The 23,151-nt window shown below is 41.0% G+C and carries 22 protein-coding genes; 3 read left to right on the forward strand and 19 right to left on the reverse strand.

Features of this window, described 5'->3' with window-relative positions; genetic code table 11:
• Positions 1-274: 274 nt before the first annotated feature.
• The 13 genes from G6Q48_RS08635 to cysJ all read right to left on the reverse strand — a co-directional run bounded on the left by G6Q48_RS08635 (position 275) and on the right by cysJ (position 13,596).
• Positions 275-901: a protein-L-isoaspartate(D-aspartate) O-methyltransferase gene (locus G6Q48_RS08635; RefSeq protein WP_102140106.1), complete on the reverse strand. Its 627-nt coding sequence runs from the start codon at positions 899-901 to the stop codon at positions 275-277.
• Positions 898-1,659 carry a 5'/3'-nucleotidase SurE gene (gene surE, locus G6Q48_RS08640; protein WP_166265823.1) on the reverse strand — a complete coding sequence of 254 codons (762 nt, stop codon included), beginning with the start codon at positions 1,657-1,659 and terminating at the stop codon, positions 898-900. The genes G6Q48_RS08635 and surE overlap by 4 nt, the downstream gene beginning before the upstream one ends.
• On the reverse strand, positions 1,637-2,695 hold the full coding sequence (gene truD / locus G6Q48_RS08645; RefSeq protein ID WP_166265826.1) for a tRNA pseudouridine(13) synthase TruD: 1,059 nt from the start codon (positions 2,693-2,695) through the stop codon (positions 1,637-1,639). Before truD ends, surE begins: the two co-directional genes overlap by 23 nt.
• Positions 2,661-3,173, reverse strand: a complete 513-nt coding sequence (gene ispF, locus G6Q48_RS08650) for a 2-C-methyl-D-erythritol 2,4-cyclodiphosphate synthase (RefSeq protein ID WP_004260732.1) — start codon at positions 3,171-3,173, stop codon at positions 2,661-2,663. Before ispF ends, truD begins: the two co-directional genes overlap by 35 nt.
• 9 nt (positions 3,174-3,182) lie before the next feature.
• Positions 3,183-3,920, reverse strand: a complete 738-nt coding sequence (ispD, locus tag G6Q48_RS08655; protein WP_102140109.1) for a 2-C-methyl-D-erythritol 4-phosphate cytidylyltransferase — start codon at positions 3,918-3,920, stop codon at positions 3,183-3,185.
• Between the two features lie 67 nt (positions 3,921-3,987).
• On the reverse strand, positions 3,988-4,275 hold the full coding sequence (ftsB, locus tag G6Q48_RS08660; RefSeq protein WP_004260736.1) for a cell division protein FtsB: 288 nt from the start codon (positions 4,273-4,275) through the stop codon (positions 3,988-3,990).
• A gap of 160 nt (positions 4,276-4,435) precedes the next feature.
• Complete coding sequence (gene cysC / locus G6Q48_RS08665) at positions 4,436-5,044, reverse strand: adenylyl-sulfate kinase (RefSeq protein WP_166265829.1); 609 nt, start codon at positions 5,042-5,044, stop codon at positions 4,436-4,438.
• A gap of 5 nt (positions 5,045-5,049) precedes the next feature.
• A complete protein-coding gene (cysN, locus tag G6Q48_RS08670) occupies positions 5,050-6,492 on the reverse strand; it encodes a sulfate adenylyltransferase subunit CysN (RefSeq protein ID WP_102140111.1) in 1,443 nt (480 codons plus the stop codon).
• Positions 6,493-6,528: 36 nt separating this feature from the next.
• Entirely contained in the window at positions 6,529-7,437 is a 909-nt protein-coding gene (gene cysD, locus G6Q48_RS08675; protein WP_102140112.1) for a sulfate adenylyltransferase subunit CysD, read from the reverse strand.
• 13 nt (positions 7,438-7,450) lie between these two features.
• The gene (gene cysG / locus G6Q48_RS08680) at positions 7,451-8,863 is read right to left on the reverse strand and encodes a siroheme synthase CysG (RefSeq protein WP_166265832.1); all 1,413 of its coding nucleotides are present in this window, start codon (positions 8,861-8,863) and stop codon (positions 7,451-7,453) included.
• Positions 8,864-9,326: 463 nt separating this feature from the next.
• Complete coding sequence (gene cysH / locus G6Q48_RS08685; RefSeq protein WP_102140114.1) at positions 9,327-10,061, reverse strand: phosphoadenosine phosphosulfate reductase; 735 nt, start codon at positions 10,059-10,061, stop codon at positions 9,327-9,329.
• Positions 10,058-11,791 (reverse strand): assimilatory sulfite reductase (NADPH) hemoprotein subunit, encoded by a 1,734-nt coding sequence (cysI, locus tag G6Q48_RS08690; RefSeq protein ID WP_166265835.1) that lies wholly within the window; start codon positions 11,789-11,791, stop codon positions 10,058-10,060. The genes cysH and cysI overlap by 4 nt, the downstream gene beginning before the upstream one ends.
• Positions 11,791-13,596, reverse strand: a complete 1,806-nt coding sequence (cysJ, locus tag G6Q48_RS08695) for an NADPH-dependent assimilatory sulfite reductase flavoprotein subunit (RefSeq protein ID WP_166265838.1) — start codon at positions 13,594-13,596, stop codon at positions 11,791-11,793. The genes cysI and cysJ overlap by 1 nt, the downstream gene beginning before the upstream one ends.
• 343 nt (positions 13,597-13,939) lie before the next feature.
• Between cysJ and queD the strand changes: the two genes are divergently transcribed.
• The gene (gene queD / locus G6Q48_RS08700) at positions 13,940-14,305 is read left to right on the forward strand and encodes a 6-carboxytetrahydropterin synthase QueD (RefSeq protein WP_166265841.1); all 366 of its coding nucleotides are present in this window, start codon (positions 13,940-13,942) and stop codon (positions 14,303-14,305) included.
• A gap of 363 nt (positions 14,306-14,668) precedes the next feature.
• Positions 14,669-15,286, forward strand: a complete 618-nt coding sequence (locus G6Q48_RS08705) for a YagU family protein (protein ID WP_004260761.1) — start codon at positions 14,669-14,671, stop codon at positions 15,284-15,286.
• A 65-nt stretch (positions 15,287-15,351) separates the two neighbouring features.
• On the opposite strand, the gene queE is transcribed toward G6Q48_RS08705, so the two are convergent.
• Positions 15,352-16,023, reverse strand: a complete 672-nt coding sequence (gene queE, locus G6Q48_RS08710) for a 7-carboxy-7-deazaguanine synthase QueE (protein ID WP_166265844.1) — start codon at positions 16,021-16,023, stop codon at positions 15,352-15,354.
• A 178-nt stretch (positions 16,024-16,201) separates the two neighbouring features.
• Here queE and G6Q48_RS08715 point away from each other — a divergent pair, with 178 nt between their 5' ends.
• Positions 16,202-17,569, forward strand: coding sequence for an amino acid permease (locus G6Q48_RS08715; protein WP_102140118.1), 1,368 nt, complete (start codon positions 16,202-16,204; stop codon positions 17,567-17,569).
• A 65-nt stretch (positions 17,570-17,634) separates the two neighbouring features.
• Here G6Q48_RS08715 and megL read toward each other — a convergent pair whose 3' ends face one another.
• The 5 genes from megL to G6Q48_RS08740 form a co-directional block, all read right to left on the reverse strand.
• Positions 17,635-18,837 carry a methionine gamma-lyase gene (megL, locus tag G6Q48_RS08720; RefSeq protein ID WP_166265847.1) on the reverse strand — a complete coding sequence of 401 codons (1,203 nt, stop codon included), beginning with the start codon at positions 18,835-18,837 and terminating at the stop codon, positions 17,635-17,637.
• A 15-nt stretch (positions 18,838-18,852) separates the two neighbouring features.
• Complete coding sequence (locus G6Q48_RS08725) at positions 18,853-19,245, reverse strand: hypothetical protein (protein WP_094960905.1); 393 nt, start codon at positions 19,243-19,245, stop codon at positions 18,853-18,855.
• A gap of 13 nt (positions 19,246-19,258) precedes the next feature.
• Entirely contained in the window at positions 19,259-20,446 is a 1,188-nt protein-coding gene (locus tag G6Q48_RS08730) for an NAD(P)/FAD-dependent oxidoreductase (protein ID WP_102140122.1), read from the reverse strand.
• A 214-nt stretch (positions 20,447-20,660) separates the two neighbouring features.
• Positions 20,661-21,206, reverse strand: coding sequence for a DUF1287 domain-containing protein (locus tag G6Q48_RS08735; RefSeq protein ID WP_375373126.1), 546 nt, complete (start codon positions 21,204-21,206; stop codon positions 20,661-20,663).
• Positions 21,207-21,301: 95 nt separating this feature from the next.
• Entirely contained in the window at positions 21,302-22,093 is a 792-nt protein-coding gene (locus G6Q48_RS08740; RefSeq protein WP_166265850.1) for an endonuclease/exonuclease/phosphatase family protein, read from the reverse strand.
• Between the last annotated feature and the right edge of the window lie 1,058 nt (positions 22,094-23,151).

Below are 23,151 nucleotides of genomic sequence, written 5' to 3' on the forward strand. Positions count from 1 at the left end.
ACAATTCAAAATAATGTCAGCAATAGAGTTATCATAAAATATTTCACTTATTAAAGCAGAAATACAAAATAGTGAACAAGTTAAATATATTAAAAATATAACAATTTGAGAAAATGACTAACAGTTTAAGCTATTCCCTCAAATTCAGCTGGGTAAAGTATCATATTTGGAATAGTTTTACTGCTATTTGAGTTAATAGAACCTTTGCAATGATATTTTATTTAAATCGATTATAAAAATAACCAGACTTTGATTAAATACCATTGCAAATAGGTTAAAGGAGGTCGCCGGCAATCAATGGAACAAAACGGACTTTTTCAATAACATTAGTATGGTAATCATTACCACGTCGAGTAATTAGCTTCAGAGCTTGTTCTTTATCACCGACAGGTAAAACCATTCGACCACCATCTTTTAATTGCCCTAATAGTAAAGCCGGTATTTCTGTTGGCGCCGCAGTAACGATAATGGCATCAAAAGGTCCTTTTGACTGCCAACCTTCCCAGCCGTCTCCATGACGAGTTGAAACATTATGTAAATCAAGCTGTTTCAAGCGCCGCTTTGCAGCCCATTGCAAACTTTTCACCCGCTCAACAGAAAAAACATGCTTAACCAAGTGTGCCAATACTGCTGTTTGATACCCTGAGCCTGTCCCTATCTCGAGAACGTGATCATCCGGTGCTAAAGCCAATAGCGCCGTCATTTTAGCTACAATATACGGCTGAGAAATAGTTTGCCCATGACCAATAGGTAATGGGATATTGTCATAGGCTTTATGGGAGAGCGCTTCATCCACAAACCGTTCCCGAGGAACGAGTGAAATGGCATCTAATAGGCGCTCATCGTGAATTCCCTGTTGGCGTAATTGAGCCAAAAGTTCTTTCATGAGCCCTGTATTCATTTTACTGACACTCCTGATTTTTCTAGCCACTCTTCCACTAATGAGTGTGCTTTATAAGCGGTTAGGTCAACTTGTAATGGGGTGATTGAAACATACCCATTTTGCACTGCTTCAAAATCCGTTCCAGGACTGGCATCACGAATTTCCCCAACGGGACCTAACCAATACAATGTATTCCCTTTCGGGTCCTCTAAGCTATATACCTCAGAAGCGGCATGGCGGCTACCACAGCGGGTGACTTTGATACCTTTAATTTCTTCGTACGGGATATCAGGTACATTTATATTTAAAATGTTCCCAGCTCGCAATGGGTTTTTCTGTAAGAGTGCAAGGATCTCGCATGTCACTTTAGCGGCACTTTCATAATGCGTTTCCCCATCTAACGATACCGCAATTGAAGGTAAACCTAAATGGCGGCCTTCTGTTGCCGCTGCAACCGTGCCTGAGTAAATAACATCATCCCCTAAATTAGGGCCACAGTTGATACCAGATACAACAATATCAGGACGTGGGCGCACCACTTTATTCACCCCAATATAGACGCAATCTGTTGGTGTGCCTTCCTGTACAGCAAGGTCACCATTACTTAGTGCTTGAATTTTAAGTGGTTTATCTAATGTTAATGCGTTCGAAGCCCCACTACGATTGCGATCAGGCGCAATCACCTGAACATGATAATATTGGCGTAGCGCAGCTGCAAGGGTTTGAATTCCCGGCGCATTTACCCCGTCGTCATTACTCAATAAAATCTTTAGCATCGACATTATCCTGCCCATTTTGATTAATAATTTCTCTCACAACACTGGTTGCAAAACAACCTGAGTTTAAGAAAAAATTCAGTTTTACCGTCGAGTCGTCCAGCCATTCCCACTGTAAGTTTTGGGGTTTAACAACGATAGCCCTTCTAGCTGAAGAAACTCGTTCACGCTGCATTAAAGAGATAAAGGGCTGGTAATCCGCTAAACACTGAGTTTCAAATGCCAGTGCTTCATCCTGAGTTCCCAGCTCCCCATCACCGGGTAATGGCGCAGTAATACTTAATTCATTGGACTCCAAGCGAGGTTGTAATGTAGCAAATTCATCTTGTGTCGCGACAAACCAACTCCCTCTGCCCGTTAATTGCAATGCATCACCTAACATCACGTGTTGGGCGGTATTATTTGCAATTCGTTCGCTTGCTACATGGTTAAACATTGCACTACGAGCAGCAGAAAGATAAAAACTACGCTTGTTGCGTTCACGCACGTTGATTTCTTGGTTTGCCCAACGCAACGCTTGCGATAAATTTTGGCCATCGCGTCCAAAACGTTGTTCACCGAAGTAATTAGGCACACCTGATAATGCGACTTTGTGTAAACGTTGTTCAACGTCTTTCGCATCCGAAATATCACGCAAGGTTATTTCAAACTGGTTTCCTTTCAAGGAACCAATACGTAATTTACGTTTTTGCCTGGTGACTGCCAGTATTCGGCAGCCTTCTAGCTGCCAAGTTGAAAAAACAGGCGTTTCTTTACCTGGCATTTGCAGACAGAACCATTGCTCCGTCACTGCGTGTCTATCTTTTAAACCTGCGTAACTGACTGCTCTGGCTGAAATTTTAGCAAATTTGGCGAGTTGTTCGGCAACAAATACCGTATTGCAGCCTGTTTTTTCCACGCGAACCATAACATGTTCGCCTTCACCATCTAGCTCAAAACCTAAATCTTCTTTGACGATAAAATCTTCTGGAACACTTTTTAATGTGCCAGAAGACAATGGCTTACCATGCAGGTACTGAACATTCATTACTTTCATTACTATTATCTTTTATTAAAAGAACAACCGCAGCACAGGCAATGCCTTCTTTACGCCCCACAAAACCTAATTGTTCTGTCGTGGTCGCTTTCGCATTGACATCATCCATATGGCACTCAAGGTCTTCGGCGATATTCACACGCATTTGAGCGATGTGTGGTAACATTTTTGGTGCCTGAGCCATGATGGTGATATCAATATTACCAATGCGATACCCTTTGGCACGTACATGGCAAAACGCATCTCTCAATAAGACTCGGCTATCTGCCCCTTTATAGGCAGGATCAGTATCGGGGAATAATTTACCAATATCCCCTAATGCTGCAGCACCAAGAATTGCATCAGTTAACGCATGCAATACCACATCACCGTCAGAGTGCGCGAGTAAACCTTGTTCATAAGGGATACGCACGCCACCAATGATGATAGGGCCTTCACCACCAAATTTATGTACGTCAAAACCGTGTCCGATTCTCATTTTTTTTCCTTAGTTATTCATTCTTGAAAGATAAAATTCCGCTAAAGTGAGGTCTTCTGGGCGCGTCACTTTTAAATTATCAGCGCGGCCAGCCACTAACACCGGTTGGTGGCCGCAATACTCTAGCGCAGAAGCTTCATCAGTGATCACCGCATTTTCTTTCAAGGCTTTACTTAGACAATCCCGTAATAATGCTAACGGAAAAAATTGTGGTGTGAGCGCATGCCATAACGCTTCACGTTCAACCGTGTGGTCAATTAATTGACTCGCTGTTGAGCTGCGTTTCATGGTATCGCGTACGGGGGCAGCGAGGATCCCACCACAACAATTTTGTTCCGCTGCTAATTGAATAATTTCATTTAAATCTGATTGATGGAGGCAAGGACGTGCCGCATCATGCACTAATACCCAGCAATCTGAAAAGTTGGGGTTAGTGATTAAAAAATCCAGACCTGCTAATACTGAATCGGCACGCTCTTTGCCACCAATAACCGTCGTCACTCGAGGGTCATTAGCAATTGCAAGCTGCTGAAAATAATCGTCTTCCGCACTCAAAGCAACCACAATCTCTTGCACTTTATCATTTTCAAGCAATGCGTTTATGGTGTGCTCAATGATCGTTTTACCTGCAACCTGCAAGTATTGTTTTGGGCACTCTGCATTCATACGGCTACCTATCCCAGCTGCAGGGATCAGTGCAACAATTTGCGGGAGATTGCTTTGTAGGGCATGGTTTGGATTTGTCATTGTTGAATTCTTACATCAGAAATTATCAGGCTAATGGGTACACTATTTTGATATCATTTTATTGTGTCTATTTCTGGTTATTACTTTCTTTAACCATTCGATAAAATGACTCTCCAGGTTTGATCATCCCAAGCTCCGTTCGAGCTCGTTCTTCAATCGCATCTTGGCCATCATTTAAGTCATTGATTTCAGCGAATAGCTGTTCATTACGCATTTTTAAGCGCGAATTTACAATTTCCTGAGCAGCGACATCATCTTTGACTTGTACGTAGTCATGTATGCCATTTTTGCCTAACCATAAGGAATACTGTAACCAAGCTAATATCGCAATTAATAGTAGCGTTAATTTACCCATTTTGCCCCCTGAAATGATTTGCTAATCATCCCATAACTCAACGATTGACGCTACTGTGATACTGAAATTGTGATAAAAAGTCAGATTAAGTCGGGTTTGAATCCGCAAAATACCACCTTATTTTACCATCGGATAAAATAAAGGGGGTATTTGAGCTGTATTAATAATCTAGCTGAATGACATGATTGCGCAATAAAAGCGCAATAATTTGGGAAAGGGAATCAGAAATCAGTTGTTGCCCATCCAGATGTAGCTCTGGGTGTTGCGGTTCTTCATAAGGGGAGTCAATTCCTGTGAATTGCTTAATTTTCCCTTCCCGCGCTTGTTGATATAACCCTTTAGGGTCTCGCTGTTCACAAATACTTACGGGTGTATCCACGTACAACTCAAAAAATTGATCGGGTTCAAACAAGTCACGGACTTTCTGCCTATCCGCTTGAAAAGGTGAAATAAAGGCGGTCGCAACAATCAGCCCTGCATCGACCATTAACTTCGCCACCTCACCCACTCGACGGATATTTTCTTGTCTATCAGCCTCATTAAATCCTAAATCACGGCATAAACCATGGCGGATATTATCGCCATCCAACAAATAGGTTTTCATTCCCATTGACGTAAGTTGGTGCTCTATTGCTCCCGCTAATGTTGATTTTCCTGAACCTGATAACCCGGTGAACCACAACACAGCACCTTTGTGGCCATTATTACTCTCACGTAGCTGGCGAGTTACCGCGTGTTGGTGCCAAACAATATGGTTTTCTTTTGTCATCCGTATTATTTCCCACCCAATACATCGCGTGCACCCCAATGAGGGAAATGGCGGCGAACTAATTTATTTAGCTCAATTTCAAATTCACTAAAATCACTGTTTTTTTCAAAGACAGGGGCTTGTGTTTCGCGGACTAAACCCGCCCCGACAGTCACATTTGTGAGCCTATCAATAAAAATCATTCCGCCTGTGTCTGCATTGCGTTGATAGTTTTCCAGTAACAATGGTTCATCAAAGGAAAATTCCACTAAACCAATGCCATTCAACGGTAGTTCCGTAGCCACTTTCTGTGTTAAATTATTGATATCTACTTGATATTGAATATTTTCTACTTTTGCCCGGCTGCGTTTTCCCGCAATTTTAATATCAAGTTGTTGCCCTTGAACTAACGGCTGTTCAGACATCCATACCACATCGACAGATGCATGCTGTGTGCTTTGTAAGGTTTCATCTTGTGCAACAATCAAGTCGCCACGACTGATATCAATTTCATCTTCAAGCACTAATGTAATCGCTTCCCCCGGGACTGCAAAATCTTGTAACCCTGAAAATGTCACAATTTCTTTGATTGCTGAGGTCGCACCAGAGGGTAATACTTTGACCTTTTGCCCCACTTCGACAATCCCTGATGATAATGTTCCGCTGTATCCACGAAAGTCTAAATTTGGGCGGTTCACATATTGCACAGGGAAACGCAAAGCTTGCTCCGAGGCTTTTTGTTCCACTTGAACATTTTCCAATATCGATAATAGCGTATCACCTTGATACCACTTAAAATTATCGCTAGCATTCACAATGTTATCGCCATCAAGGGCTGAGATAGGTACAAACCATACCTTTAAATCAACCGGCAATTCCATCGCAAACTTTTGGTAATCCTGCTTTATTTTTTCAAAAATGGCTTCACTGTAATCCACTAGATCCATTTTATTGACGGCAACAATAAGATGGCGGATCCCAAGTAATGTACTAATAAAACTATGCCGACGTGTTTGTTCCTGTACTCCTTTTCGAGCATCGATCAACAAAATAGAAAGTGAGCAAGTTGATGCCCCTGTCGCCATATTGCGCGTATATTGCTCATGGCCGGGGGTGTCCGCAATAATAAATTTGCGTTTCTCTGTTGAAAAATAACGATAAGCCACATCGATTGTGATCCCCTGCTCACGTTCAGCAGCAAGGCCATCTACCAATAAAGCAAGGTCAAGTTTTTCCCCTTGAGTCCCTATCCGCTTACTGTCACTTTGCAAGGTTGACAGCTGATCTTGGTATATTTGGCGAGTATCATGCAGTAAACGGCCGATTAAGGTACTTTTACCATCATCCACATTGCCACAGGTTAAAAAACGCAATAATCCTTTTTGTTGCTGCGCCAATAAATAAGGCTCTACACCACCTTGCTGTTCAATTTGATGAGCGATTGATTCATTATAAACGGCTTGTGCCATGATTTTTCTCCTGACTTTGCGTATTAACCTTGCCCACTAAAAATAACCTTGGCGCTTTTTCAACTCCATCGAAGCGGATTGGTCGCTATCAATCAGCCTCCCCTGCCGTTCACTCGTCGTAGAAATCAACATTTCTTCTATGATCTCAGGCAGTGTTTGTGATTCAGATGGCACAGCTCCCGTCAATGGCCAACAACCTAATGTTCTAAAACGCACTTTTTGCTGGCTAACCACTTCTCCAGGTTGTAGGTCAATACGGTTATCATCCACCATTAGTAAAGTCCCATCCCGCTGAATAACTGGTCGTTCTTTTGCAAAATACAGGGGAACAATGTCGATATTTTCCAAATAGATATATTGCCAGATATCAAGTTCAGTCCAATTTGATAGCGGGAAAACACGAATACTTTCCCCTTTATTGACCTGCCCATTGTAGTTATGCCATAGCTCAGGCCGTTGGTTTTTAGGATCCCAACGATGAGATCGGTCACGAAAAGAGTAGATCCGCTCTTTTGCACGTGATTTTTCTTCATCACGACGAGCGCCACCAAATGCGGCATCAAAACCGTACTTATCCAAAGCCTGCTTTAAGCCTTCCGTTTTCATAATATCCGTGTGCTTAGCACTGCCATGCACAAACGGGTTGATCCCTAATTTTTCCCCTTCAGGGTTACGATGAACAAGGAGCTCAAAACCGTATTTTTCTGCAGTTGCATCGCGAAACTCGTACATTTCACGAAATTTCCATCCTGTATCAACATGTAAGAGAGGAAATGGGAGCTTTCCTGGATAAAATGCCTTGCGTGCTAAATGCAGCATCACAGAAGAATCTTTACCAATAGAATACAGCATCACTGGGTTAGCAAATTCGGCGGCAACTTCACGAATGATATGAATACTTTCTGCCTCTAACTGCTGTAAATGAGTCAATTTTTTGTCGTTCACGATAGCCCCTTACTTAAGCCAGTTCCAATACGGCACTGCGCCATCTTATGTCTTCAGTTTGAGAACCAAACCACGCGAGTTGTTGGTGCAATGCAGCTACTTCACCAACCACTATCAAAGCAGGCGCGGGTGCCTGCTGTGCTAATACTTCAAGCTCATCGAGTTTTCCGGTTACTACTTTTTGTTCACGCCTTGTACCACAGCCGATAACCGCTACCGGGGTATTTTTCGCTCGGCCGAATTGGATTAATTGCTCGCTGATTTTTGCGGCCTTCACTGTGCCCATATAGATAGCTAAGGTTTGATTTCCTCGGGAAAGCGCCTGCCAATCGAGATCCGTTCCATTTTCACGGCAATGGCCCGTAATAAAGGTAATGCTTTGTGAGTGTTCACGGTGAGTCAGCGGAACCCCCGCGTAAGCGGCTGCACCAATTGCCGCGGTCACACCCGGAACCACTTGAAATGGGATCCCCGCTTGCGCTGCAACTTGTAGCTCTTCTCCCCCTCGCCCAAAAATGAAAGGATCCCCCCCTTTAAGGCGCACGACTTTTTTACCTTGTTGAGCAAATTTCACGATCAGCGCATTGGTTTCTTCTTGGGAAACACTGTGGGCCCCTGCGCGTTTACCTACACAAATCTTGTCTGCATCACGGCGAACTAACTCGAGAATTTCCTCACTCACCAGATGGTCATATAAAACCACTTCTGCACTTTGTAAAACGCGCAGTCCTTTTAATGTAAGCAGCCCCGCATCCCCCGGCCCAGCACCAACTAGGGTTAATTCACCGTGGTTATCTGGCTCATACAGCTGTCGCTCCAGCTGTTGTTCAGCTTCGCTGAATTGCCCTTTTTCAACTAAAGAGGCAAAACGACCACTAAAACTTTTTTCCCAGAAACGTTTTCTTTCACGCATATTAGTTAGCGTTTCTTTAACTTTATGACGCCAGCGACCAGCTATATCCGCCATTTTCCCCAAAGAGGTTGGCAGCATCGTTTCCAATTTTTCTCTGAGTAAACGTGCTAATACGGGTGCGGTTCCCCCTGAAGAGATCGCCACAATCACCGGGGAGCGGTCAATAATGGAAGGAACAATAAATGAACATAATGGCTGGTCATCGACTACGTTAACGAATATTTTTCGTTCATTAGCATCGTAGAAAACCGTTTCATTCAGTAATGCATCATCCGTTGCAGCAATAACCAGAAATGCATCATCTAAATGAATGGATTGATAATCTTCTGCTAACCAAATAAATTTATTTTGTTGATATTCAGTTTGTAACTGAGTACATAACGTCGGTGAGATGACCACTAAATTCGCTTGTGCTTTTATTAGCAACTCTGTTTTTCGTGCTGCGACCACACCGCCGCCAATTAACACGACCTTGCGCGTGCGGACATCGACAAATAATGGTAAATAATCCATCTTGCTCACCCATCGTTATATAAACTTATTATAAGAAATAGACAATTGACTATATGGCTTCAATCAACAGGTTTGAAATGACAAAAAGCTCTTTCTTGTAACTTAAAAGCATAAGCCTGAGCTCTTGCACAAAAACACTAAAAACCAGCCAATACCGAATAAAAATACAAGACTTAACGCAAACTTCTAATAATTATGAGAAAAACAAAAAATAATATAAAAATAAGAAATACTTATTTTTAACAAAGGGCATTCCTTTGTAATTAAACAAATATTTTATTAAATTCGTAATTATTTATATTTTAAACTCAAGTCATAATATGAAACATGGCTAATTAATACTCTAAATAATTCAAGTTGCAGCTAGGCGGCAAGTAAATGAGTCGCTAGGAGCATACACTAGTATGTGACTAGTGCGAATGCGCGTAGCCAACAACGCTGCGGATTGAATTATGACGAGTATTTAGTTTTCATGCAGCCCACACTCCCTCTTTAATCCAAAAAAACGCGTATCTTCTTCATTCATTCCCTCTTCCCATTTGCGAGTTGTATGGGTATCACCAACCGATAAATACCCTTGCTCCCACAGAGGATGATAGGGTAAATCATATTTTGTTAGATATTCATAAACTTGCTTATTATTCCAATCAATCACTGGTAAAACTTTAAAAATGCCTTTTCCGATACCTAGCACAGACAAATTTGCGCGGCTTGCTGATTGCTCTCGCCGTAAACCTGAAAACCAAGTTTGTGCCTGTAATTCATGTAACGCACGCGCCATCGGTTCAACTTTATTCAATTGGTTATAACGCTCAATACCATCAAGCCCTTGTGTCCAAAGTTGGCCATACAGTGCTTCTTGCCAAGCAGGTGACTGCTTTGCGCGATACACCTGTAAATTTAAATTCAATTTATCTGTTAACGCCTCAATAAATTGATAGGTCTCTGGGAACAAATAACCAGTATCCGTTAAAATAACTGGGATATTAGGCATAACCTGCGTCACCATATGCAGCGTTAGTGCCGCTTGGATACCAAAGCTGGAAGACACCACAAACTCTGCTGGTAAGTATTCAACCGCCCACTCAACCCGCTGTAATGCATTCATCGCTTCTAACTGGGAATTAAACTCAGCGAGATAAGCGATTTGTTGAGGCTTATCGAGTTCGATAAGCGTTGCTAGTTCAAGTCGGCTCATACTGCCTCCTTAACCTCATAAAAATCAACAGCAGAATTTAATACGGGCTTCACAACATTGGTGCGAATAACAAAATCGCCAAATCCTTCATTAGGTAGACGTTTTTTTGCCCAATCACCGATTAACTCATCCAAAATAGCTAAAATCTCTGTACTAGTGATGTTTTCACGGTACATGCGTGGAATACGGGTGCCAATGCGATTTCCACCTAAATGTAAGTTATATCTATCAATCGCTTTACCGACCAGCCCTACTTCCGCCAGCATCGCTCGTCCACAGCCATTAGGGCAACCCGTTATCCGTAGAACGATATGTTCATTGGCGACTTGATGAGCGGCCATAATATTTTCTACCTGACTAACAAATTCAGGTAAAAAACGTTCCGCTTCTGCCATCGCAAGTGGGCAAGTTGGAAATGAGACACAAGCCATGGAATTTTCACGTTGCGCTGTAATTTCATCACTCATTAACCCATGAGCTCTGGCAATCGCTTCAATCGCCGCTTTTTCACTTTCGGGTACACCCGCAACAATTAAATTTTGGTTTGCGGTTAAACGAAAATCACCTTGATGAATACGCGCAATTTCAGCCACACCCGTTTTTAATGGCTTATTTTCTAAATCAATTAATCGACCATTTTCAATAAACAATGTTAGGTGCCAGCGATTGTCAATTCCTTTAAGCCAACCAATCTTGTCACCGCGTTCAGTAAATTCATATGGACGAATAGGTTCGAAAACTACGCCTGAGCGCCTTTCGACTTCAGCTTTGAAGGTGTCGATACCCACACGCTCAAGAGTATATTTGGTTTTCGCATTTTTACGTTCAGTACGATTTCCCCAATCCCGTTGGGTAGTCACTATCGCTTCTGCAATGGCTAATGTTTTGTCTAATGGAATAAAACCAAACTCACTGGCTAAGCGAGGAAACGTCGCTGTATCACCATGTGTCATTGCAAGGCCGCCACCCACCAGCACGTTAAAACCGATCAATTCCCCATTTTGGGCAATCGCGACAAAGTTCATATCATTTGCATGCAAATCCACATCATTTAATGGTGGGATCACAACAGTGGTTTTAAACTTTCTTGGCAGATAAGTTTGCCCTAAAATAGGCTCTTCATCCGTTGTCACTATCTTTTCTTTATCTAACCAAATTTCCGCGTAAGCACTAGTGCGTGGTAGTAAGTGTTCAGATATTTTCTTTGCCCATTCATAAGCTTGTTGGTGCAATTCAGACTGCACTGGGTTAGAGGTACATAACACGTTACGGTTAACGTCATTCGCCGTTGCAAGGGCATCTAAACCAACGTGACTTAGCATCTGATGGGCAGGCTTTACATCCCCTTTTAAGATGCCATGGAACTGAAATGTTTGACGATTCGTAATGCGCACGCTGCCATACAGCGTGTGCTCTGTGGCAAACTTATCAATATCAAGCCATTGCTTGGGGGTGATAATGCCGCCCGGTAAACGACAGCGCAGCATCATTGCATGGCGAGGCTCGAGTTTTTGTTCCGCACGCTCAGAACGAATATCACGGTCATCTTGTTGATACATGCCGTGAAAGCGTATCAACAGGAAATTATCCCCTTCAAAACCGCCCGTTAACCCATTTTTTAAGTCGTCCTTAATGGTTCCACGCAAGTAATCGCTGTCTTGCTTCATGCGTTCACTGTCTGCGAGTTTACCTTCGACAATTAAGGGCTTTTGTTGTTGTTCATTGCTCATTAATAAACATCCCTCTGATAACGGCGCATTACGCGCAGCTCACTTAAAAATTCATCAGCTTCTTCACTGTCCATGTTCCCGTATTGACTGACGATATCTAATAATACCTGTTCGACATCTTTGGCCATGCGGTTTGCATCACCACACACATAGATGTGCGCACCTTCTTGTAACCATTGCCATACTTCCTCGCCTTGTTCGCGAAGTTTATCTTGTACATAGATTTTTTCTTGTTGGTCGCGAGACCACGCTAATGAAATATGGGTTAGTAAACCGTCTTTGACATAACGCTGCCATTCCACTTGGTAGAGAAAGTCATCAACAAAGTGTGGATTACCAAAAAATAACCAGTTTTTCCCTGTCGCACCGTCATTGTCACGCTGCTGTAAGAAAGCACGAAATGGCGCTATCCCTGTTCCTGGGCCAATCATGATCACTGGCGTATTTGGGTCTTGTGGCAGACGGAAGTTATCATTGTGCTCAATGAATATGCGGAGTTCATCATCCTCATTTAAGCGATCCGCTAAGAAACCTGAAGCACCGCCAGTGCGAGCCTTACCATCAATCTCATAGCGGACAACGCCAACCGTTGCGTGAACTTCATTTTCCACCTCTGATTGTGAAGAAGAAATCGAGTACAAACGAGGGGTTAACGGGCGCAGTAGTTCAACAAATTCTTGGGCAGTAGGCTGAGATGCTGCTTGGCGTACCATATCGACAATTGGCGTATTTTGCGCGTAGTGCAAAATAGCTTGCTTATCACTAATTAATGACAATAGTGCATCATCTTTTGATAGCTGAGCGTATTTTTCGACAATTACTGGGGTATTTTGTGTCAGTTCTAATTGATAAATCAGCGCATCACGTAATGAATGCCGCTGTGAGCCAATAAAGACCTCTTCATCACCTTGTAGCCACAATAAAGCCACCAACTCATCAACTAAAGCAGGGTCATTATCGAACCAAACTCCTAGCGCATCACCCGGTTGATAACGTAAACCAGAGTCACCGAGGTCAATTTCAATATGGCGAACATCTTTTTGCGAGTCGCGACTGGTGATCTTTTGATTACTCAGTAGCGACGCAGTTAATGGTGCGGTTTTACTATAAGGTGATGAATGAATTTCATTCACACTTCCTGTTTGAGTCGCCAATAATTGGCTATCACTTTGAGCAGGAACGCGAGCTTTTAAAATCTGTGTGAGGTTTTCAACCCATTCATCTGCAACCGCTTGGTATTCAACATCTGCATCAATTCGTTCCGTTAATGATATCGCCCCTAATGATGCAAGCTGAGAATCAAAATCTTTACCCGCTTGGCAAAATTTTTCGTAAGAGGAATCTCCCAGCGCGAAAACCGCATAGCTGGTTTGTGATAAATTAGGCGCTTTTTTAGAATGAAGGTATTTGTACAATGCAACCGCTTCTTCGGCTGGCTCCCCTTCACCTTGGGTTGACGCTACAACAACCAACACTTTCTCTTGGTTGATTTGTTTGAATTTATAATCCCCTGCATTCACTAAGTTCGCACTAATTTTTTCACCGACTAAACGCTCTCTAAGCTGCTCTGATAGGCGGCGTGCATTTCCTGTCTGTGATGCAGAGATGATTGTGACCGTATCTTGGGTAACCACAGGCGCACTGACAGATGCATCAACTTGCGTATTTTGATTTACCACTCCCCACAAATAACCAGAAAGCCATGCGAGTTGATGGGATGAAAAATCATCAACGGCCGTCTGTAAACGTGCTAATTGCTCAACAGATATTGGCAGCGCCGCTAATGGCGGCTGTTTTTTTGTCATTATCTTGTAACCCCAGCGTTATTCATCTTTGATTTAAAAAAACGATGCCATGTCATTACCCAAAAAAGACCGACAACCTAACACCTGCTCATTCCCCCAAATAATTAAGGTAATAAAGCAAAAAATACCGCAGTACCTGAAACATATAGGGTATGCAGTTAGGTTATAACAACCATAGATAATGGGATAAGAAACGATAGCCATAATTAATAACTAAAAAGCCTAAAGCAATTAACTGATGGATCATATTGATAAAAGCGGTTAACGCTATTTTAGTAATTAAAGATATTTTCACCTAAAAATGCAGTACAATGCGCTGTTTATTCACAACAAGGAGCCACGTATGAGCACAACAATCTATAAAGATTTCACTTTCGAAGCCGCCCACAAACTTCCTCGCGTCCCAGAGGGTCATAAGTGTGGTCGCCTCCATGGGCATTCTTTCATGGTGCGTTTAGAAATCACAGGTGAAGTTGACTCCCATAGTGGTTGGATTATTGATTTTTCTGATGTAAAAGCCGCTTTTAAGCCTATCTGGGAACGCTTAGACCATCATTATTTAAATGATATCGAAGGGTTAGAAAACCCAACCAGTGAGGTATTAGCCCAGTGGATTTGGCAACAAACTAAACCTTTACTACCCTTATTAAGTGCGGTTACCGTAAAAGAAACCTGCAATGCAGGTTGCGTCTATCGCGGAGAAGCTTAAAAGTACAAGCGCTAAAAAGTCATATAATATAGGGATACACGCTCCTCAGGCCGCTGACTTAGCGGCAAGCCTAATAGGTTTTGAATATAAATGAGGGGTAAATCCCTATATCCTTTACCTTCGACTCATGACCAAACCAATATCAACGCCTAACTCTGCATAGAAAGCTGCCTAATTACCTTTAATAATCGAAATTCTAAAAAAACATACGTTATCAAGGACGAGGCTAAGGCAAGAAATAAATCAGTGACTGACATTTCCCCTTTTAACATTAAGGATATAAAAACTTTAATTTGACATAGTGCATTAAATTATAACCTGATCTATTATTTACCATTATTTACTTTTAATAAGGCAGGGGAAATGCATTTATTTCAACAAACACCAAAATCCAGAAGGCGTTATGGACTGGCCGCATTTATTGGTCTAATCGCTGGTATTGTCTCTTCGTTTGTCAAATGGGGGGCTGAAGTCCCATTACCGCCAAGAAGCCCAACGGATATGTTCAACGCAGCTTGTTCGCCAGAAACACTGATCCGTGCAGCGGAACAAATTGACTGCTCACGTAACTTCCTCAACCCACCTTATATTTTCTTAAGGGATTGGTTAGGAATTGCTGATCCTAACTCTGCAGTGTACACCTTTGCTGGGCACGTTTTTAACTCTGTGGGCGTTACTCACATCATATTTTCTATCGTGTTTGCTGTCGGGTATTGCATCGTTGCTGAAGTATTTCCTAAAATTAAGTTATGGCAAGGGTTGTTAGCGGGTGCACTGGCGCAATTATTTGTCCATATGATTTCATTCCCTCTTATGGGGCTCACCCCTCCACTTTTCGACCTGCCATGGTATGAGAATGTGTCAGAAATATTTGGCCATTTAATTTGGTTTTGGTCTATTGAAATTATTCGTCGTGACTTACGCAACCGTATTACTCACGAGCCAGATCCTGAAGTACCACTAAACCAACCATTTAGGTAATTTAAAGGCCCCCAATGAGTGTTTTTCAACTATTGGGGGTTACTAAAATTTATCGCTATTTTTTATTATTGAATATCCAAATACTTATGTGTTTGAATCGATAAACGCCAGTTGCGTTGAATGCAAGTTTCAATACACAATTTTGTTGCCGCCGCCTTTTGGCTGATTGGCTGTAATGCCACTACTGGCGGCGTTTCGACAGTACGTAATGCTAAAATTTTCTCAAGTGCCTCAATATCTTTTTCGCGAGCAACAGGATGTTTAATTTCATTAGCGCGGTTTACTGCTTGGCTAATCACCTGTAACCCGCCTTTCATACCCACTTTTGGCGATACCGTAACCCATGTTTTATTTGTGCATTGAATAGGATATGTGCCACTAGTTTCAATTTGGCATTGATATCCATGCTGTTCTAATGCCTCAGTCAGTGGCTGTAAATCATAAATACAAGGCTCTCCGCCTGTAATAACAATATGCTGTGCGCTGAAGTGTTTTTCTTTCATTAACTGAATCAATGCCTCACTATCTGACATCGCCCATGCATCTGAATCAATCGTTTTAAGTGCGATATCCCCTAGGGTAGATTCTTTGTCTTGTTCTATTTCCCATGTTTGTTTGGTATCACACCAACTACATCCAACTGGGCAGCCCTGCAAACGAATAAACACCGCAGGAACACCAGTAAAAACCCCCTCTCCCTGAATGGTTTGGAAGATTTCATTAATTGGGTATTTCATATCACTCCTAAAATAGTTAGCTGAGCACGCATTATATTGCAGATATCTATCTCACGAACAAGGAAGTTTGTGATAATGTAGCCACCTTAAGGTTCAATAAAGTACGTCCGACTTAATAAACAATACCGAAAGCCTATTCGGAACAATATATCGAACGAAGAAAAAGACAGGAAAAGACATGCAAAGTAGTGAACAAAATCAACTCAGAAAGGGACTGAGTGTTCGGCACATTCGCTTTATGGCTTTAGGCTCAGCGATTGGTACCGGCTTATTTTATGGTTCTGCTTCCGCAATTCAAGCGGCAGGGCCTGCAGTTCTCCTCGCTTATATGGTCGGTGGTGCTGCTGTATTTATGGTTATGCGAGCCTTAGGCGAGATGGCAGTGCATCATCCTGTACCCGGTTCGTTTTCTCACTACGCTAGCCATTACATGGGCCCCCTCGCTGGTTTTTTAACTGGCTGGAACTACGTATTTGAAATGCTGGTCGTTTGCTTGGCCGATATTACCGCTTTCGGGATGTACATGGGGTTCTGGTTCCCACATGTCGACCAATGGGTGTGGGTATTAAGTATCGTGCTATTTATTAGCGCACTCAATTTATGTCACGTCAAAATTTTCGGTGAAATGGAATTTTGGCTGTCTATAGTGAAAGTCTCGGCCATCATCGCAATGATTGTTGGTGGTACTTTCTTAATGTTCTACGGTTTCGGCCAAGAAACTGACCATGCGGTAGGTATCCAAAATCTATGGGAGCACGGTGGCTTTATGCCAAATGGCATTGAAGGCGTTATTGCCTCTTTAGCCATAGTCATGTTCGCATTTGGCGGTATTGAAGTGATTGGTATTACTGCCAGTGAAGCGCAAAACCCAGAAAAAACCATTCCAAAAGCAATTAATGCCGTTCCAATCCGTATTTTATTATTCTATGGGTTAACATTATTCATTTTGATGTGTATCTATCCGTGGAATCAAGTCGGTCAAAATGGCAGTCCATTCGTCCAAATTTTTGATAGTTTAGGTATTCAATCAGCGGCAAATATCTTAAATATCGTGGTCATCACTGCGGCAATCTCAGCGATTAATAGTGATATTTTTGGTGCAGGGCGCATGATGTACGGAATGGCGCAAGATGGACAAGCTCCAAAAGTCTTTACTAAGTTAACGAAAAGCGGTGTGCCATGGGTCACTGTATTAGTAATGTCCGTTATTATGTTACTCGGTGTGTATTTGAACTACCTACTTCCAGAAAAAATCTTTGTGATTATTGCTTCAATCGCAACCTTTGCAACGGTTTGGGTGTGGTTAATGATCCTGCTTTCTCAAGTCGCCATGCGTCGCCAAATGAGTCCTGAAGAAGTTAAAAACCTGAAATTCCCAGTCCCATTTTGGCCAATTGGCCCTGCGGTTACTATTGCATTTATGGTCTTTGTCATCGCACTACTTGGCTTCTTTAAAGACACACAAGTTGCACTTTTAGTTGGGTTTGCTTGGGTCGCGATATTGAGTGTGACCTTCTTCATCATGCGTAAATTTCAAAAATCTTAACTAATTAACGCATCCACAAAATAAATAAAGGCCCTATATTTTATATTATATAGGGCCTTTTGTTATCAACTGAGCGCTTGCTTAATATCCGCAATCAAATCATCAACACTTTCTAATCCGACTGATAAACGAATAAGTCCATCACTAATCCCATACTGTTTTCGTTCCTCAGCAGTGTAAGTCGAATGGGTCATACTCGCTGGGTGTTGAGCCAATGACTCACAATCACCAAGACTAACCGCACAAGAAAATAACTGTAGGCGGTTTAAAAACTGCTTGCCCGCCTCAAGTCCCCCTTTAAGTTCAAAAGCAATCATGCCCCCGGGTAGCTTCATCTGCCTTTGAGCTAATGAGTATTGAGGAAAACTCGGTAAACCCGGATACATCACTTGAGAAACTTCAGATAGCGAGGCTAAATATTTTGCAACTTTCTGTGCACTCTCAACCAGCCTCTCCATTCTGATTGGTAGTGTTTTCATTCCACGTAATATGAGGTTTGCATCATGAGGGGATAGGCATGCTCCAGTCATATCTTTCAGTCCAACCAACCTGATTTGCTTAGCTAACGCCTCAGATGTAATAACCGCCCCAGCCATCACATCACCATGTCCATTCATATATTTAGTCAATGAATGAACGACGATGTCCGCCCCAAGTTCAAGAGGTTTTTGAATGTAAGGAGTGCAATAGGTATTATCAACGGTCACCAATATCTCTTGGTTATTTGCAAGATTATATTGATGAACGATATGGCTCACAGCGCTAATATCAACTAAACGCATGTTTGGGTTTGCAGGCGATTCGAAAAATATCATCCTTGTTTTTTTAGTGAGCGCCTGTGCGACATGATTTGGATCACTCATATCAATGTGACGAACTTTGATACCAAACCGAGCTAACCCATGGTGAAAGAATGCATATGTACAGCCATAAACCGTCATGTCAACTAACAGCTCATCACCTGGGTTCAGTAATGTCCAAAGAGTCGATGTTATTGCTCCCATCCCTGAAGAGAATGCAATTGCGGCGTCCCCCTCTTCTAAATCAGCAAGCCGCTTTTCCAACAAATTTAATGTTGGGTTATTTATTCGAGTATAAATATAACCGTTCGATTCACCGCTAAAACAAGCGGCACCTTCTTCAACACTATCAAATACGTAAGTTGACGTTTGATAAATTGGTGAAGCTAGTGATCCTAAATTTTCGGCTGCATCATAGTAATTATGTATCACACGCGTATCAAAAGAATACAGTCTATCTAATATCATACCACCTCCGAAATATTACCCCTCTTGGGGGGAAGACAATCGAGAACCCATTATTTGCAAGGTTCGTAAAACGGTACTAATTCCACGTAATGTATTTGGATCTTTTAATAAAGCATACACCGAACGAAAATTTGGATTTTTACTATTATATATTTCCTCCATTTTAGCCATATTATATGCAGTTCCGAATTCCCAGACTGGCGCTAGAGTATCCTCAAATGAGTTCGCCAGTTTTTCTACTGTGCTATTATCAGTAATATCAATAAGGTCAGAAATTAGAGAAAGTAAATCAACAATATTATCTAAACGGTTCAATTGTAATAGCGGTGCTAATTTGTCTGCGAAATGATCACCCGACTCAGAATTAAGAAGTTCAATTAGTTTACTTTGATTTTCATTATTAGACATTTTGATTTCCTCCTTAAACTAAGCCACGAATAGCAGCCCAATAAATACCTCTATTAAAGCCATTTCTTAGTAATCCCCCTAATTTAGTCGGAGGCGTAGGAATAACATCGTGTTTATAATCGTATTGTAAAGGCATCCCTGCAGTTAATCCCATTTGAGCAACAGCTTGAACTCGCCCATCATAGATAGCTGCGGGATAACCATAAATTAATTCTCCGCATATATTATCAGCTATAATGGCAGCCTGATTATGACAGCTTCCTCCCGCTTTACTGATTGGTAAATCAACGGTATCACCTATAACATAAACGCCATCAACACCATAAACTTGCATAGTTTCATGGTCGGTAGGTAACCAACCTTCACCATTATTATGCTCACTTAATCCGGTATTAATAACTGCCTCAACCGCGGTAATCGGTGGAGTGCTAATCAGTAAGTCGAAATTTTGCTCATCACCTTCTTTCGAATAAGCTATTTTTTTATCTGGATCAACTTTATCTAAAGTAAACCCTCTCTGCGCTTTAATATTTTTAGCAGTAAATACCTCGGGAATAACTTCACAAACAGGTTGTTGCATAAATAAACAGTTACGCAATAATTGTGAAACTGTTGGATAAGTATAAACGATTTCAATATTATCCCTAACTCGACGTTTACGTAAAAACTCATCAATCATTAAAGTTGTTTCCATCGGCGCAATACCACACTGATGGGGCACATTCGGTGTTTCAGGGAATGATACTGTAATAAAAATTCGACCTTTTTCAATCTTAGCAAGTTGGTCAGCTAACTTCCTTGATGCTTCATAAGCATAAAAGTGGTTACCGATATCTTTTAAACCTTCAATACGCTCAGGTTTAGGTACGCAACCTGTCGCTATCACAAGAAAATCATAATTATATTTTTTTCCATGTGTTGAGTTTAGCTCTTTATTTTTAAAATCAAAGTATTCTATTTTATCAATGGCTAACTCTATTTCAGGCCTTAACAGCTCTCTTTCAGGGCGACTCAGTTCATCCTTAAAAAATAAATTAAAAGCAACATACATAAATGCAGGTTTATAATAATGGATTGGATTATCAGTAATTAATGTTATTTTTATTTTCTTTGAAAAAATTTCTTTACTCAATTTTCTAGCAAGTGTATTTGCTAGCATCGTCCCGCCCGTCCCACCACCAACAATAACTATATTTTTCATAACATTAACCACCATTTATTTATGTTTTATACTTTATACGTTTAACCATTCATTTATAAATATAGTTCATGCGAAATTAATGCTAATACAATAATTAGCATATAATCAAAAAAACAACAAATTAAACTAATTACTTAAATATATAAAAACCCACAAAGAAGTTAATTTAAAATATTATAACCATAGTAATTATATTATATAAAAATTATCCCACTTAATAAGAATAATGCCCAACAATATCCCAACGAAATAAAATATCCTCAGCTACTTGGCCATATCCAATATTGTGCATAACTAAATAATTTTGTGTACTTGATGACTTTATCGAAGTTACAACACCGATATGTGGCCGACCATTACCCAAACGCCAAGAGACAATATCACCAGGAATATAATCACTGGCATTCTTTGAGATAGACTTATTTTTCCCTTTTCGCGAAAAAAAAGCCTCTAAATTAGGAACGCGACGATGATCAATATTTGTATCTGGCTTACGTAATCCCCATATACGTTGGCTGGGATATTGGCGAAAGTTTGCTTTCATGTCTTCATGTACTAATTTTTGTAAATCAACCCCCATTTTTCGGTAGCTTCGTATAACTACATCAGAGCAGACACCGTAGTGTTCGGGCACATCACCATTTGGATAAGAAATTTGTCGATAAGACGGGTCATAAATAACTAAACGAGGTAACTGTTCCGCATGTTTTGCCAACAATAAGCTAGATCCATTAGCTATTTGTGCAAAAAAGAAAAGGATGTATAAAAACGATGATTTCAATCTGATGTCCCCAATAAAAATAGCTCATCAAATCTACAATTAAATGCGAGGGAAAATAAGGGAGATAATCTTAATTACTTAGAAAGCGTAAATTTGGTCATAATAGGGTTATGATCAGATGCATCTGTCGGTAGTACAGTGCTATTTTTAACTTTCAATCCACGATAAAACACGTAATCCAAAGGACGGCCAAAAGCCTTAGTACGGTAATCATCACTAAATGCTATTTCTTTTAGACCCACACTACGAATAAACCGTTTTAGTGCATTTACCCGTTGCCTACTCCATGCATTAAAATCACCCGCAAGGATCACTGGCCCCACATGTTTAGCAATATGAACACCCAATTTATTTAGTTGCCGCGTATATACATCCACACCAAAACTGAAGTTAATTGCATGAACATTCACGACCATCAAGTGCTTCCCATCTGGTAACGGGTATACTGTAATCAGCGCAGATTTAGCCAGTCGTAAAAGTGGTTCTTTTTCTCTTAAAGGACAGCAATATATCGGATGTGAAGCCGCAAGTGTCATCACTCCAGCTGGATGAGGTGAAAAAGGTAATGCAGGTACTTGATCAGCAATTAATTTGTGTGATGCAGCAAAAGATATTAGCTCAGGTGACATTTGAGCCTCTTGCAACAAAATAAGTTTTCTATCTTTTACTAACTCATTAAGAGTGTGCTTCCAATTTGGCCGTTGCTGTTTGTAAATATTCCATGTAACCACATCTAGGGTTTCACCCGCAGCGAATAGAGGTAAACCTATTGGAAGTGATTCACCTAACATATGTACAGGCATGGGCTGAATACGTTTAGCGGGCTCACCTGCAATATACCGAACAGAATAGGTTCTTTTGGCCAAATTTGAAGTCCCTATATCACAGAGAAATAATGAAAATCTTATAATTTTTGATTAATTACTGTGTGCAGTATATCAAATTTGAGTAGTTATAGCTTATCAAATTTAGCATAATCACCATCTTAAATATAAGGTCTTTAAATTTTACACAGAAATGTTCTGTTCTTCTTTTACTCTTCTTTTGAAATGATAAACATGTTAATTACTTGCTACTTTGTTCCCTTCTATCGGATTCACCACCTAAATAAACCGGGGTAAATACAATCCTCCTATCTATTTTTCTCCCATATTATCTCCCTCTATTCCTCTGCTACTAAAAAATGCGAGCTGTTACTTACTACTTTAGCTCGAGTGATTACATTCTCTGGAGTAATAGATAATTATCAACAAACTATATCCGTTTGATTTTATTAGCTTTACTTCGCTTAATTAAGAAGTAAGTGAGTTGTTACTCACTACTTTGTATCCAAAGTTTTCATTCACAGAGCCAATGCCACTAAGAGTCACCTATCGATTACCTAGCCTAACTCTCTCTTAGCTCTTTTTACCCCACAGCCATCACTTATATCTACGCGCGCTCTTCAACACGTGAGTTGTTACTTACTACTTTGGCTCAAGCGATGTCATTCATCACCGTGATGGAAAAACACCCAGTCCACAGTACTCACGTGATATTCTTAAATTTTTTTCCACAAAATAACCTGTGAGTTGTTACTTACTACTTTGGCTCAAGCGATATCATTCATCACCATGATGGAAAAACACCCAGTCCACAGTACTCATGTGATATTCTTAAAATTCTCTTTTCCACAAAATAACCTGTGAGTTGTTACTTACTACTTTGGCTCGAGTGATTACATTCTCTGGAGTAATAGATAATCATCAATACAATATATCCATTTGATTTTATTGACTTACCTACATTTAATTAAGAAATAAGTGAGCTGTTACTTACTACTTTACATCTAAAACATCCATTCATCACACCAATACAACCAGTTATCCTCCATTACCCCCTCCTAACTCCTGCCCATCACCAGCAGCCGCCGTCCCATCTCAAC

The sequence above is a fragment of the Providencia sp. M-27 genome (assembly GCF_011077905.1).
In the GTDB taxonomy this organism is placed as follows: domain Bacteria; phylum Pseudomonadota; class Gammaproteobacteria; order Enterobacterales; family Enterobacteriaceae; genus Providencia; species Providencia huaxiensis.

What these genes read in the sequence shown, in the direction of transcription:
- G6Q48_RS08635 (WP_102140106.1), bottom strand. Translation starts at nt 901, where the DNA reads ATGAATACAGGGCTCATGAAAGAACTTTTGGCTCAATTACGCCAACAG.
- surE (WP_166265823.1), bottom strand. Translation starts at nt 1,659, where the DNA reads ATGCTAAAGATTTTATTGAGTAATGACGACGGGGTAAATGCGCCGGGA.
- truD (WP_166265826.1), bottom strand. Translation starts at nt 2,695, where the DNA reads ATGAAAGTAATGAATGTTCAGTACCTGCATGGTAAGCCATTGTCTTCT.
- ispF (WP_004260732.1), bottom strand. Translation starts at nt 3,173, where the DNA reads ATGAGAATCGGACACGGTTTTGACGTACATAAATTTGGTGGTGAAGGC.
- ispD (WP_102140109.1), bottom strand. Translation starts at nt 3,920, where the DNA reads ATGACAAATCCAAACCATGCCCTACAAAGCAATCTCCCGCAAATTGTT.
- ftsB (WP_004260736.1), bottom strand. Translation starts at nt 4,275, where the DNA reads ATGGGTAAATTAACGCTACTATTAATTGCGATATTAGCTTGGTTACAG.
- cysC (WP_166265829.1), bottom strand. Translation starts at nt 5,044, where the DNA reads ATGACAAAAGAAAACCATATTGTTTGGCACCAACACGCGGTAACTCGC.
- cysN (WP_102140111.1), bottom strand. Translation starts at nt 6,492, where the DNA reads ATGGCACAAGCCGTTTATAATGAATCAATCGCTCATCAAATTGAACAG.
- cysG (WP_166265832.1), bottom strand. Translation starts at nt 8,863, where the DNA reads ATGGATTATTTACCATTATTTGTCGATGTCCGCACGCGCAAGGTCGTG.
- cysH (WP_102140114.1), bottom strand. Translation starts at nt 10,061, where the DNA reads ATGAGCCGACTTGAACTAGCAACGCTTATCGAACTCGATAAGCCTCAA.
- cysI (WP_166265835.1), bottom strand. Translation starts at nt 11,791, where the DNA reads ATGAGCAATGAACAACAACAAAAGCCCTTAATTGTCGAAGGTAAACTC.
- cysJ (WP_166265838.1), bottom strand. Translation starts at nt 13,596, where the DNA reads ATGACAAAAAAACAGCCGCCATTAGCGGCGCTGCCAATATCTGTTGAG.
- queD (WP_166265841.1), top strand. Translation starts at nt 13,940, where the DNA reads ATGAGCACAACAATCTATAAAGATTTCACTTTCGAAGCCGCCCACAAA.
- G6Q48_RS08705 (WP_004260761.1), top strand. Translation starts at nt 14,669, where the DNA reads ATGCATTTATTTCAACAAACACCAAAATCCAGAAGGCGTTATGGACTG.
- queE (WP_166265844.1), bottom strand. Translation starts at nt 16,023, where the DNA reads ATGAAATACCCAATTAATGAAATCTTCCAAACCATTCAGGGAGAGGGG.
- G6Q48_RS08715 (WP_102140118.1), top strand. Translation starts at nt 16,202, where the DNA reads ATGCAAAGTAGTGAACAAAATCAACTCAGAAAGGGACTGAGTGTTCGG.
- megL (WP_166265847.1), bottom strand. Translation starts at nt 18,837, where the DNA reads ATGATATTAGATAGACTGTATTCTTTTGATACGCGTGTGATACATAAT.
- G6Q48_RS08725 (WP_094960905.1), bottom strand. Translation starts at nt 19,245, where the DNA reads ATGTCTAATAATGAAAATCAAAGTAAACTAATTGAACTTCTTAATTCT.
- G6Q48_RS08730 (WP_102140122.1), bottom strand. Translation starts at nt 20,446, where the DNA reads ATGAAAAATATAGTTATTGTTGGTGGTGGGACGGGCGGGACGATGCTA.